The sequence below is a fragment of the Hungatella hominis genome (assembly GCF_014288005.1).
Classification (GTDB): Bacteria; Bacillota; Clostridia; order Lachnospirales; family Lachnospiraceae; genus Hungatella; species Hungatella effluvii.
This window is the reverse complement of record NZ_JACOPB010000013.1, coordinates 167000-177686: the sequence shown is the minus strand read 5'-3', so window position 1 is coordinate 177686 and position 10687 is coordinate 167000. Positions and strand designations below refer to the sequence as shown.

Annotated in this window: 21 protein-coding genes; 1 reads left to right on the top strand and 20 read right to left on the bottom strand. The window is 43.7% G+C overall.

What is annotated here, in order from left to right; all coding sequences use genetic code 11:
* Positions 1–120: 120 nt before the first annotated feature.
* The 18 genes from H8S75_RS23240 to H8S75_RS23155 form a co-directional block, all read right to left on the bottom strand.
* A complete protein-coding gene (locus tag H8S75_RS23240) occupies positions 121–303 on the bottom strand; it encodes a hypothetical protein (protein ID WP_187023583.1) in 183 nt (60 codons plus the stop codon).
* A 31-nt stretch (positions 304–334) separates the two neighbouring features.
* Positions 335–496: a hypothetical protein gene (locus H8S75_RS23235; RefSeq protein ID WP_187023582.1), complete on the bottom strand. Its 162-nt coding sequence runs from the start codon at positions 494–496 to the stop codon at positions 335–337.
* 152 nt (positions 497–648) lie between these two features.
* Positions 649–942, bottom strand: coding sequence for a hypothetical protein (locus tag H8S75_RS23230; RefSeq protein ID WP_187023581.1), 294 nt, complete (start codon positions 940–942; stop codon positions 649–651).
* A gap of 20 nt (positions 943–962) precedes the next feature.
* Positions 963–1556 (bottom strand): hypothetical protein, encoded by a 594-nt coding sequence (locus H8S75_RS23225; protein WP_187023580.1) that lies wholly within the window; start codon positions 1554–1556, stop codon positions 963–965.
* Between the two features lie 406 nt (positions 1557–1962).
* Positions 1963–2313, bottom strand: coding sequence for a DUF5406 family protein (locus H8S75_RS23220; protein ID WP_187023579.1), 351 nt, complete (start codon positions 2311–2313; stop codon positions 1963–1965).
* 54 nt (positions 2314–2367) lie between these two features.
* Positions 2368–2577, bottom strand: coding sequence for a hypothetical protein (locus H8S75_RS23215; protein WP_187023578.1), 210 nt, complete (start codon positions 2575–2577; stop codon positions 2368–2370).
* Positions 2578–3238: 661 nt separating this feature from the next.
* The gene (locus H8S75_RS23210) at positions 3239–3391 is read right to left on the bottom strand and encodes a hypothetical protein (protein WP_187023577.1); all 153 of its coding nucleotides are present in this window, start codon (positions 3389–3391) and stop codon (positions 3239–3241) included.
* A gap of 21 nt (positions 3392–3412) precedes the next feature.
* Positions 3413–3784: a hypothetical protein gene (locus tag H8S75_RS23205; RefSeq protein ID WP_187023576.1), complete on the bottom strand. Its 372-nt coding sequence runs from the start codon at positions 3782–3784 to the stop codon at positions 3413–3415.
* A 30-nt stretch (positions 3785–3814) separates the two neighbouring features.
* Entirely contained in the window at positions 3815–4204 is a 390-nt protein-coding gene (locus H8S75_RS23200; protein ID WP_187023575.1) for a hypothetical protein, read from the bottom strand.
* Positions 4197–4436 carry a LexA family protein gene (locus tag H8S75_RS23195; RefSeq protein WP_187023574.1) on the bottom strand — a complete coding sequence of 80 codons (240 nt, stop codon included), beginning with the start codon at positions 4434–4436 and terminating at the stop codon, positions 4197–4199. The genes H8S75_RS23200 and H8S75_RS23195 overlap by 8 nt, the downstream gene beginning before the upstream one ends.
* A complete protein-coding gene (locus H8S75_RS23190) occupies positions 4420–5202 on the bottom strand; it encodes a hypothetical protein (protein ID WP_187023573.1) in 783 nt (260 codons plus the stop codon). The genes H8S75_RS23195 and H8S75_RS23190 overlap by 17 nt, the downstream gene beginning before the upstream one ends.
* Positions 5195–6061: a phage replication protein O gene (locus tag H8S75_RS23185; protein WP_187023572.1), complete on the bottom strand. Its 867-nt coding sequence runs from the start codon at positions 6059–6061 to the stop codon at positions 5195–5197. The genes H8S75_RS23190 and H8S75_RS23185 overlap by 8 nt, the downstream gene beginning before the upstream one ends.
* 4 nt (positions 6062–6065) lie before the next feature.
* Positions 6066–6542 (bottom strand): HNH endonuclease signature motif containing protein, encoded by a 477-nt coding sequence (locus H8S75_RS23180; protein WP_187023571.1) that lies wholly within the window; start codon positions 6540–6542, stop codon positions 6066–6068.
* A gap of 395 nt (positions 6543–6937) precedes the next feature.
* Complete coding sequence (locus H8S75_RS23175) at positions 6938–7462, bottom strand: hypothetical protein (protein ID WP_187023570.1); 525 nt, start codon at positions 7460–7462, stop codon at positions 6938–6940.
* Positions 7463–7475: 13 nt separating this feature from the next.
* Positions 7476–8198 (bottom strand): ERF family protein, encoded by a 723-nt coding sequence (locus tag H8S75_RS23170; RefSeq protein WP_187023569.1) that lies wholly within the window; start codon positions 8196–8198, stop codon positions 7476–7478.
* Complete coding sequence (locus H8S75_RS23165; protein ID WP_187023568.1) at positions 8198–9094, bottom strand: DUF1351 domain-containing protein; 897 nt, start codon at positions 9092–9094, stop codon at positions 8198–8200. Before H8S75_RS23165 ends, H8S75_RS23170 begins: the two co-directional genes overlap by 1 nt.
* Complete coding sequence (locus tag H8S75_RS23160; RefSeq protein WP_187023567.1) at positions 9082–9249, bottom strand: hypothetical protein; 168 nt, start codon at positions 9247–9249, stop codon at positions 9082–9084. Before H8S75_RS23160 ends, H8S75_RS23165 begins: the two co-directional genes overlap by 13 nt.
* A gap of 188 nt (positions 9250–9437) precedes the next feature.
* Complete coding sequence (locus H8S75_RS23155) at positions 9438–9593, bottom strand: hypothetical protein (RefSeq protein WP_187023566.1); 156 nt, start codon at positions 9591–9593, stop codon at positions 9438–9440.
* Between the two features lie 322 nt (positions 9594–9915).
* On the opposite strand from H8S75_RS23155, the gene H8S75_RS23150 reads away from it, so the two are divergent.
* Positions 9916–10176 carry a hypothetical protein gene (locus H8S75_RS23150; RefSeq protein ID WP_187023565.1) on the top strand — a complete coding sequence of 87 codons (261 nt, stop codon included), beginning with the start codon at positions 9916–9918 and terminating at the stop codon, positions 10174–10176.
* 21 nt (positions 10177–10197) lie between these two features.
* Here the strand turns inward: H8S75_RS23150 and H8S75_RS23145 are convergent, their stop codons facing one another.
* Positions 10198–10377, bottom strand: coding sequence for a hypothetical protein (locus H8S75_RS23145; RefSeq protein WP_187023564.1), 180 nt, complete (start codon positions 10375–10377; stop codon positions 10198–10200).
* Positions 10378–10417: 40 nt separating this feature from the next.
* Positions 10418–10684: a hypothetical protein gene (locus tag H8S75_RS23140; protein WP_187023563.1), complete on the bottom strand. Its 267-nt coding sequence runs from the start codon at positions 10682–10684 to the stop codon at positions 10418–10420.
* Positions 10685–10687 lie beyond the last annotated feature (3 nt).

Below are 10687 nucleotides of genomic sequence, written 5' to 3'. Positions count from 1 at the left end.
CTGGCTATTTCTTTCGTTTCCGTCATAATAATAATCTATAATTTTCTGTAATCCATCATCTATAGACCACAGGTCCAGCTTTTTAAACAGTCCCATTGCTCTATCCCTCCTCGTTAAATGTTAAGTTTCCAAATCTACAGTTGGCATAGCTTTTACCATGCCAATCAACTTTATATAACCCACATGGGCTTCCATCAACATATCCTTATCTACTTTATGCTTTGCTCGATTAAAATCACGATGGCAAGCCTCTGCACGTGATTCTAATTCCGCAATTAATGCATCCGCATCAATCAGCCTCATAACTTTTCCTTTCTCCAGAATCCCGAAAATGTTAATATGCCTGTCTCTCAAGCCATTTCAAAGCATCTGCTACCTTATCCGCTCTATACGCTACAATGTCAAAGTCATCCCGATACAAGGCTGCTTCTACACGTGTCAGAAAGCACGCCAGTTCTTCGTCAGTCATCTTTCTAATGCGATCCGCGTTTTTCATGTGCTTCTCCTTCCGAAAATGTTAATTGTCTGTATCTGAAACAAAATATTCGCATGGCTTATCACTCCCATAACAGCCATTCTCGCATACCATATAGTTCCAACAGCTTTTACATTCTTCGCAAATCATCTCGCACCTTCTTTCTGAAAATCTTACTCTTCCCAATCCAATGCCTGCCCGCAGTCGTGGCAAAAATTATGTTTCTGCTTAATGCTTCTTATAGTTCCACACACCGGGCAACTATAATAGGCTTCATTCACTATGACTTTAATGGGGGTCTGTTTTTTAAGCATCTCCTCAACCACCTCCACTATATTGTGTTCACACCCTGCTATTTCTTTTTCCCAATAATGGTAAGTGTTGTCTGGCTCTTTTTCTCTTAGTTTCCTTAGCCGTTTTAGTTTCTCAAAATGACGGTTAAGTTCTTTATTTGATTTCAATTCCACAATACATCCTCCTAAAAAGTTTAATTTTTATGATATCTGTTTTGGTTCCCAGCAAAGCAAGGTTCTGCACAATCACAGGCGCCACCACACTGCACATTATCAGGTTCCGGCGCTTCCTCGCAATCCTCGACGGCCTTATAGTTCTGACAACCATAGCAAATACTGTCTCGATCTAATTGATATCTCGGTTCGATAGGCTCCCGGCTGTCTTCCTCGTAATAACGCCACTGCTCACATTCTTTGCACTGCTCCGCCGGCTCCTCACCAATCGTCGCGGAAAACCCGCGGCACTTGCTTCCTTCCCACCCCGGATGACCATACTGCCTTATGTACAGGCATGGCCCCGTCTGGTAACACAGGCCGCAAGTATTGGACAATGATTTTAGCAGCTTCTCTCTGGCCTTCTTCTCAGCCTCGGCCTGGGAGACTGTGACTGAATAGATATCATAGCTTGCCGCGTCCAACTTACGGATCACGCTTGACATTCTGGCAGTGCCTACGGCCTTTCCATTATTCATAACCCGGTGCAACTCCTGGCGGCTATATCCGGTAAACTGCTCCAGCTCCGATACAGTCATACCAAACAGCCCAGCCACACTCTTTAAATCTGCCATGACAAAACCTCCTTATTTGTCAAGTCTTAGTTCGGTAAATACTAATACTGTTGATCATCAGTTTTCCAGATTAAAGCTTCTGTCCACAGTAAGGGCAAAACTTATAATCCTCATCAATTGGCACATCACCATTACAATGACCGCACCGAATACTACCTTCAGGATCAGTTGGTGATGGTCTGCTATTAGATTTTAAACGATCTTCTAACTTAGCAATCCAATGATCCTTATCACACTCTCTACACCGCTCATGAACAGCTCCGGTTGATATACTCCTGCTACTGAAACTGCTGTAGGCAAGACACTTCTTATATTTCTTGCAATGATGCCGGTTTGTTAAATATTCGCAATCTCCGTTACAATATCCCATCTTATCCTCCTCTCCGGTAGTCCCAGCTACCGATTATCAGTTTTGCGGCTTAGAGCCGCCTCTCTCATACTCCTCTTCCGACAAATAAGCAATTATTTCAACGGCTACTATCATGTCATTAAAATCGTCTGCTTCCCCTTCTACCACGCATTCATTACCATCATCGTCCTTAAGAATAGCTGTAAAACAATTATCCTCTTCCTCGTATACCAAATTACAATCGTTTTCGAGATCATCATCTACACAGTCAAAATCAAAGTCTATAATTGATCTCCCATAGCAATTACCGCCTGTGTTTAACCAGATATGTCCCTTATATTTCCATTGTTGTAATGTGACCCGAACTCTATGAACTCCATTTCTAATACTGACATTATAATTTTCCATATTACTTTCCTTTCTCCGGTTTCCCGGAAATGTTAATACTGCTGATTATTAATACTACTGATTATCGTTTTTTGTTGAAAATAAGACGCAATCAGACACTTCTTTTTCTCCTGTTACCATTTCTCTGATATACTGGTGAGGCACATCACAGTTTACAGCGTTCATAAGCAATTCAGTTTTGGCACCTGCGCTTAACATTTCACAGAGTTGGCTCAACTTTATTTCCGTTCGATCCTCTTTCTCAAACACATCAATTAATCCCATGATTTTTCCCTTTCTTCCGGCAGTCCCGGAATATTAATCTAACTTATCTTGTCGTTACCTTCCGAATCCAGCCACATTTTTTGCACAAATACGTCGTTACTGTCTTGTCTGGATACTCATTTTGTTTCACTTTTTCAAAATCATGTATGCAAAGGCAATGCCGAATCCAATTAAACATGTATCACTTTCCTCCACTCCTCCGGAATTTCATGTCATGATCCCCTACAATCAGGGAATTTGAAGCAATCACACATTTCTACGGTAACATCAGTTTTGAAAAATTCTTTCGAAATAACATAACTCTGAATTTCATAAATATTTCCCATAAAAAGGACTTTGTCCTTGAAATCCAGAGGAATCACCCCATATTTTTTTAGAACCCTATGTGCCAGTTTTAATAATAATTTTCGCAATCTCATCATCCTTTCCGGGTATCTTGAAAATCTTAATATGCATGGTTTTGCGCCTTGCACTGGCGGGAGTCGACCCCGTCAGTTCGGGGACTTGAACCCTTCTGCACCATGCTGGACGCCCGGCGCCCAATAAAACTTAATTTCCCCGCCACTTCCCCACGACATCAGGCAACGCAATTTTCCCGGTGTAACCGGAAACTTTATTGTCCTGCCGTACTCTTCAAAATACTAAAACTACTGATTATCAGTTAGCGCAACAAGCAGATTTCTTTTACTGCATCTTCCCAAGCTTTATCTATAGAGTATCTTCCCATCTGCCTTTCATCGTCATGTTCATATAGCAGATCCTTTTGTTTTTTAATAATCTCTTTGCCGATTTCCTGAAGATCTGTTCTTGTCATAACCTCCACCTCTGTGAAATACTAATATAGGTCTTCTCTCACTCTGAAATTCCTACCACACTCATTGCATACTACGGCACAATGTTCTAAATCATATTCAAGAGATTCTTTCTCTGCTCCACAAAACGGACAATGCTCAATTGTATAGATATCAGATATTTTTCCATTCGAATACAGATCATCTATCTTGTCAATCATTTCATTGCAGCTTTGAGAAAGTGCTATATAGTTGTTTCTTAACACTTTGACAGCTTCCGGCCCCATGCCAGCATCCTCATAGGTGCCCAGCCGTTCAATCAATAGTGCCTTATAATCCCAACTGTTCTCACCACATGGCAAATTATCTGCCGCCCTGTGCGTGCCATCAGAACAGATTTTAGTTAATCTTTCCATCCTTTTCCTTTCTCCAAAATCCCGGAAATGTTAATTTTTCAACTCAATCAGGGCATCGAACATGTTTTTCGATAACTCATAATGTTTACAGCGTTTTGATTCATTTTTTATAACCAGATCTCCGGTTATTCCAAACATCTCCGAAACGTCGATTCGCTCCTGCTTATTTGTGCAATTTCCATTTTCATTCCATGCGCAGTTAGCGCACTGCTTCTTAATCTGAATTTTTCCGGCGGTGTGGTTTAGCTTACCAAACATGCAATCACAGCCATCATCTTCGGTTTTTGACGGTATGTACCGGCTGCGTCCGGTGCCGTAATCCACTTCATCGTATCCGTCTCGGTATGTATACGTTCGAGTTTTCCCGCAATACGGGCATAATTTTGTAAGCGTCTTCCGCTGTGGTCTGGTGCTATACATTTTCTTGTTCCCCTTTCCATTCAATTACCAGCCCCGGCACCGTTACACACCGCGGCTGCCCTGGCACCATCTTGATGATCCCGGCGTCTGCCATCTGCTTAAGATGCAGGTGTACACTGCTCTTGCTCTCCAACCCTACGCCTTCCCCTATCTCACGTACCGACGGCGGCCAGCCGTGGGCTATGGTGTACTGGACTATGTAGTCTCTGATCTGCTTATGACGCTCTTTCATGGTCTGCCTTTCCGGCCTCGTGGAGTAATTCGGCCACGGTCTCCGCAAATATCTTTTTCATGTCAGCATCATTATCAAATAATTCGTTGCGGTTGATCCGGCGTTTTGCTCCTATTTTTTTGCGGTAAGCCTCTTTTGCAGCCTCAATATCAATACCCTTTTTCCGCATTCTGGCACTCACAGCGGAGTATGTAGCACTGCCGTATATGCTGTGATCGTTACGAGCATCTATGAGTGGCTGGATGATCTCCTGACGGGTACGAGCAAGCATGGCTGTTGTTACAGCTTTCTTCTTTTCTTCCCGAAGCTTACATTCCTCTTCCATGTTCCCTAAAATTGATTCAAAAAGACTTCTAAGATCACCCTTCACGGATATTGCATCTATCGTTGGGACGTATCCCGTCTCACCGTTTTTGTATTCCTTAACCTCCTGATCCAGGCATATGCCATATGTGTTTTTCATTTTTGTGTAAATTTTAGTCAGCACAGAGTTATAATTGTTATGCTGATCCGGGTATTCCTTCACCAGTTTTTTACACTGCCTGTACGCTTCCTCTTTCCACACCTGACAAGGGTCTTTCTCTACCGCCTTCTTTTTATCTGGTGTTGATTTTTTATCTGCATCTACAGGCGTTGGATTACATAATTGCTCCTGTAACTCATCAAACCTGTGATCAATATGCGCAAGCAATCCGGCTTTCAGCTTCGCAATCTGCGTATCCAGATATCCACGATCTATAAAATACTCAAAATTTCCTTTACCCATTTCTATCCTCTCCCATATTTTGTATGTCCTGCATCACGATGGCATCATAATCAATTTCACGCTGTGGAAACTGCTGGAACTGATTTTTGGGTTTCTGAGTCTGGTTCTTTGACTGGCTCTGATTCTTCCCACCTTTATTTCTTGCCTGCAAAATCAGTGTTTCAAATTGGTCCCTCAATTTCTTTGTGCTGCGTATATTGGTTTTCCAAAACGAATTTGTAGTTGCATACATCAACGCTTCCCAGATATCATCTTCCGAACGTTTATCAATACGTTTCAGGTATTCAATCTGTTCACACCATTTAAATTTCTTTTCAACCGTATCTGGTACTTTTGATCCAGGGTAATTTTCTATCAATGCCGTGATAAGCATATCAACACATTTCATTTCAAAACTGTCGGGCGGGAAGACCGTGGCATTCTTTTTGCCACGATTATTATTATCTTCTTCCCTTCTTTCCTTCTTTCTTTCTTCTATTGTTGTCGTTCGTTTGTCGTTAGAATGTCGCTCGCTTGTCAGCTGATTGTCGTCTTGCCTGTCGCTTGCCTGATACAGATTGTAATTAACCACCGTAAATACGGTAAATTTGTTTGTCGATCTGCTTGTCACTTCGCCTGTCGATTTTAAGTGGGAAATTCCGGTCCTTATCTCTCGTTCTGTGAGTGATGTTTCCATTGCAAGTGTCTTAATCGACGACACAAAGGAACCACGCGGAACCGTTGTACCCTGGAATTTTCCTTCTTTCCAATTTGCCTTTAACAGCATATGGAGGAAAAGCGTTTTAGTGTTTATGTCCTGATACCATTCCCACTCAAGCAGACCTCGGAAAATTTTTATGTAGTTCCCATCATTTCCCACGTTATCACTCCGCTCGTGCCTTTTTTGCATTCTGTGCCGGGGTAACAATCCGCAGATTACTTCTCCGGTTATCAGCCCGGTTATGGTTAATATGGTCGATCACAAGTCCATCACCGCGATACTGGCCGACTAGCAGCTCATGCATTCGCATCATTTTACCGGACACTCTGGCCTGCGGGTATCCGTCGATTCCGATTGACCACGAATGTTTCGCCAGCCGGTCAACATCTTCAGAGTCCACGTTGATCTCTTCGCCTTTGTGGGTACGGATGATATAGCTGTTCGTCCCGCGCATTCCCCGCGTTTCCTGATCTTCTTTCAGGCAGCCGCAGGACTTAATAATCCCCAGCCGCAAATGCTCACCTTTTACCAGCTTCTCAATACCGCAATTCAGGCATTTGCATTTCCAGTATCCACGGCCAGCATATTCCTGGGCCACCAGAAAACCGAAATGCATACCGCTTAAATCTATATAACTCAATTCTAATTCCTCCTTTGTTCCCCCGCCGCCAGACGAAAGACGGCGGAGGCAGTACCATGGCATGTCGTGACACATTCCATTCCTCTATGTGATACTGGCGCAGGGCCAGCCACAAGGCTATAAATAACTCTTTCCAAAATCTGCGATAAATGCTTCCCGGCTCCCGACGTTCTCTTCATAGTAAAACTGGGCCATTTCTTTAAGGCAGAGATCAACTTCCCGGCTCCGGTGCACTGCGTCCGGGCCGCCGGTATGGTGACGATTGCATAGCCACACTTTAAATCCGTGGAATTCTGATATACGGCGGTTCGATGTTCCAAAAAATATGTGATGAGACTCCAGATTTTGCGTTGTGTGGCAGAGATAACACTCTTTTTCAGTTTGTAATACGCTCTTCATAATTCCACGCCCCATTCTCTTTTCATGCGCTCCAGCTCTTCCGGCGACGCTGTTTCAATTCCCATTTCATGGCACTCGCTTACAATCCCGTTGATAAAGACAGCCATCTCCCTGGTATCGTAAGTGCTGCTTCCAAAATAACATTGCAATTGTATGCCGGTCTGGCCCGCGACTGTGACTTTTCCCAGATTCTTGACTGTACGCCATTCTTCGATTACTCGGCCTACTACGTGGGGGCGTACAATGATATGCGTGAATACTCCGTACCGCTCCAGCATGTCGAGGTATACGCTCCACTTGTCCGTATGCAGCACTTCCGCTATCTTCTGCATAAGTACCCATGCATAAGCATTCGCGTCCTTGCTCCGTCGATTACGAAATATCTTCGCAGTTATGGTCAGCAGCTTGTCAGAAATTGCTTCAAGCTGTCCCGATATATCCTCGTCCGCCTCGAATGTCACACGGACCTTTCCAGTCTTCCAGTTCCGCGAAATGTCAACCAATCTACCCCTAAAATCCATATGCTACACCTCGCTACTGCGCCCAAGGCAGTTCCCCGGATGGCTGGTCTGGCGGTACGGTTTCTGGGTCTGGTTCCTTCTTTTTGTCCGGAAGCTTCTTAAACCGCTTCATTGCATCGGTATACTGCGATACTGTGAGATCACTTAAGGCTTGCACGCCATATGTAAGGCAGACATTTTTCCAGCCAGTTCCAGTTCTGCCACACTCATTGTAGATTGCGTTGACTTCCTTTTCAGTAACCTTCCGCTCATCCTGTTTCTGCGACTTCCCGGCAGGTGGTTTTGTGGTATGGCTCTCTTTGTCTGGATCGACCGGGCGAGCATCTGACTGCTCGTCTGACATTTCCTCAGTCGGTATACAAAATAGCTGGAAACACGCATACTTAAAAGCTACTGACATGGCCTTGTTCGTAGCCTTGTCTCCGCTGTCCATTCCCTCACCGATTGTAATAACCTTAATACTGGAACCATCTTCCGCCGAATAGAACGTGAACTGTACCTTGCATATGGAATAGATCAAATTGCCGTTGTTCGACGTCTTGCGCTCTTCGCGCCGCTGATCCAGAACCTCCGTTGCAACGAAAATCTTATGCTCAATAAAGGCGGGGTTCAGGGCATTCATAACATCGTCAACGCCGCGGTACATGAAGCCCTGAGATTTATTTTTCTTGTCTTTCTGGATAGCCCCGATATCTGCCATGGCGGCATTAATCGCTCCATAGATCATTTCAGCCATTACACATCTTTCCTTTCAAAATACAGGCCCAGACTGTTGAGAGCGGTTTCCAATTCTTCCAGTTCTGACTCAGTGCCGAGTACCGTATATATAACTCTCTTTGCTTCCGGTTCAACCGGCCAGACTCCGGCAAGTGATTCATCAACAGTTTTCAACTCGTCTACCGTCTCCCGGCGCGTCTCTTCCCTGATCTGCTGTTCCTGCGCCACCCTATCACGTTCCTCACGACGGATTCTCTCGATTTCAAGATCACGTTTTTTCTCTTCCTCTCTGCGGAGGATTTCGAGACGCTGGGATTCGTAGTTGTTGATATACTTGACGGCATTCGCAAGACTCAGATCACGCTTGTACATCTCCAGCGCTTTGGGGACCGCCTCGGAATCCATATTTTTAATGGTCGTAACCTCTTCGTATGACTTGCCGATCACCTCTATCATAGCCTTTTTAACCGCTGGTAATTTGACAGATGCATTTTCCCATTTTGAATCATAGATTTTTTCCAGAGGAAGGTATTCCAGCATCTCCCCGATCACGCTGTCATATAACGCCTGGATATCTGCCTTTCTTTTCGCCACCCTGACAGCTTCCATTTCCTTAAGCTGGCTGTCAATGTCGTTAATATGCTTGTCTACGTACTGTAATAGACCATCAACCTGTACCTTAAATTCATCATACGGTTTCAGCCATTCCGTCTTTACCTGACGGGTCGCTTCAACAACACTCGCCCGCTTTTTTCTCATTTCTGCAATTACTTTTTTTCCAAACGCTTTAGAATCTTCTGTAAATAAAGCACCTTCATATTCCGATACTTCAGCTTTGATCTGCTGCTCATATTCTTCAAAATTTGCATTAATAACGCCTGCGGTCTGTACGACCTCAAATTTCAATTCTGACATATCAGTTCCTCCATATTCATTTCATACTGTTGTCCGTTCAGCCGGATTCTCTCCGTAATCCTATGCCGCTGGTCTGCCTTCCGCTGACACTCGTCGCATACCCGACCCTCTCCCGGATCGAGATAACAACCACATGCATCACATTGATATCTCATTTTTTATCACCCTCTTGATTTTCTGCGGTCTGCATGGTATCATGGGCTTGTAAATAATTTTCGCATTTGCCGCTGTGAGTTCGCACCTCACGCGGCTTTTTTTCCCTTGCCGTTTCCCCAGCCATACGGATTCAAACCGCCGGCCGCTGCGGCTCTGTATGTACCATTCTTACGCTTGCTCAATACCATCACCCCCTTACCAGACATAATATAATAGCTGCCAGCGCTGCGATCACCACGGCCTCGATTTGCGCCGCTGTCCGGTAACTCCTCCGGCCTTCGTAAGCCTCGTGGAACATACGGTTCCAGTAGCGGGCGCTGAAGCCTGCAAAATAGTTACGCATCGGTATCACCTCCTGCTTGTCCACCCATGCCGGTTTTAACCGGCTTCCTCTTTCACCTTTTTCTCATCTGTTGGAATAAGGCGATAAGTTATATCTGCGTTCTCCTGGTCTTCTAAGAGTTTAATCAGTATGGCTACAATCTTTTCAAAGTCCATGTTTACGCCCCCTTTGTCTAACTATATGCCTTACCGTTTGTACCAGTTTCCTCTGATTATCAACGTGCTCCAGTCAGTACGATTGTCTTGCTTTTCCAGTTTCTCCCATTTATAATACAAATATCAGCACTGGCATGCTGAAATACTTAAAGAAAGGAGACTTAAAGATGCGATTAGAAAAAATAAAGTCTATATCTATTAAATGTCAAAGATGCGGAGCTACAGTCATTCTTCCAACCGAAACAGCGGATAACATTGACTGTCTAAAAGCTGTTCAGGGTAGTTTCGGTTGTTCAGTTTGTCATGAGTCGCTCTCTCCATACATGACATCAATTATTAGTTCAGTAGAAAGATATAATAAAGCATCTTCTGAACTACAGTCTGTGATTAATAGCAGTAACGTATCTTTAAACCCAACTGTTTCTTAAAAATCCTTTCAGTCCTCGTTGTCAATTTGATTCCGGGGACTGAAAACCGTCGATCTTCTTTAAATCGGATAGAAATTTTCTTATTGCCTCCCCAACTACATCAGATTGATTCATATCTACATTTTCCAATGTAATATAACCTTCAATACCAAGCCCGTTTTTATTGGCTGATCTAATTGGTACGTTATACCCTATTCTCACTTCTCTCACCTCCTTCAGTTTTCAACGTGCTGTGGTCAGTTCACACCATAGGAAACGTTATGGTCGGCTTTAATGGTTCCCAGCGGTATTTTCCTATCACTCCAATATTAGGAATCATTTCAAAACCTAACGGTTCCGTGTAATCGCTCAAATTATTGGAAATAACAACGCTCTTGCCAGTATACAGCCAGCCGATAATTTTACTTTTTTGAATCTTAAGGCATATAGCCTTTTCATCATCAGCAAAAACTACTTCTAAAACAGTACCATTTTCTAATTTCAGAAATTCTCCTTTTTTGAAAAACATTTT

Coding starts and splice junctions, on each gene's coding strand:
- H8S75_RS23240 (WP_187023583.1), bottom strand. CDS start 303: ATGAGGCTGATTGATGCGGATGCATTAATTGCGGAATTAGAATCACGT.
- H8S75_RS23205 (WP_187023576.1), bottom strand. CDS start 3,784: ATGGAAAGATTAACTAAAATCTGTTCTGATGGCACGCACAGGGCGGCA.
- H8S75_RS23170 (WP_187023569.1), bottom strand. CDS start 8,198: ATGGCTGAAATGATCTATGGAGCGATTAATGCCGCCATGGCAGATATC.
- H8S75_RS23155 (WP_187023566.1), bottom strand. CDS start 9,593: ATGCGTAACTATTTTGCAGGCTTCAGCGCCCGCTACTGGAACCGTATG.
- H8S75_RS23235 (WP_187023582.1), bottom strand. CDS start 496: ATGAAAAACGCGGATCGCATTAGAAAGATGACTGACGAAGAACTGGCG.
- H8S75_RS23175 (WP_187023570.1), bottom strand. CDS start 7,462: ATGGATTTTAGGGGTAGATTGGTTGACATTTCGCGGAACTGGAAGACT.
- H8S75_RS23190 (WP_187023573.1), bottom strand. CDS start 5,202: ATGGGTAAAGGAAATTTTGAGTATTTTATAGATCGTGGATATCTGGAT.
- H8S75_RS23210 (WP_187023577.1), bottom strand. CDS start 3,391: ATGACAAGAACAGATCTTCAGGAAATCGGCAAAGAGATTATTAAAAAA.
- H8S75_RS23200 (WP_187023575.1), bottom strand. CDS start 4,204: ATGTATAGCACCAGACCACAGCGGAAGACGCTTACAAAATTATGCCCG.
- H8S75_RS23195 (WP_187023574.1), bottom strand. CDS start 4,436: ATGAAAGAGCGTCATAAGCAGATCAGAGACTACATAGTCCAGTACACC.
- H8S75_RS23150 (WP_187023565.1), top strand. CDS start 9,916: ATGCGATTAGAAAAAATAAAGTCTATATCTATTAAATGTCAAAGATGC.
- H8S75_RS23220 (WP_187023579.1), bottom strand. CDS start 2,313: ATGGAAAATTATAATGTCAGTATTAGAAATGGAGTTCATAGAGTTCGG.
- H8S75_RS23160 (WP_187023567.1), bottom strand. CDS start 9,249: ATGAGATATCAATGTGATGCATGTGGTTGTTATCTCGATCCGGGAGAG.
- H8S75_RS23215 (WP_187023578.1), bottom strand. CDS start 2,577: ATGGGATTAATTGATGTGTTTGAGAAAGAGGATCGAACGGAAATAAAG.
- H8S75_RS23225 (WP_187023580.1), bottom strand. CDS start 1,556: ATGGCAGATTTAAAGAGTGTGGCTGGGCTGTTTGGTATGACTGTATCG.
- H8S75_RS23140 (WP_187023563.1), bottom strand. CDS start 10,684: ATGTTTTTCAAAAAAGGAGAATTTCTGAAATTAGAAAATGGTACTGTT.
- H8S75_RS23165 (WP_187023568.1), bottom strand. CDS start 9,094: ATGTCAGAATTGAAATTTGAGGTCGTACAGACCGCAGGCGTTATTAAT.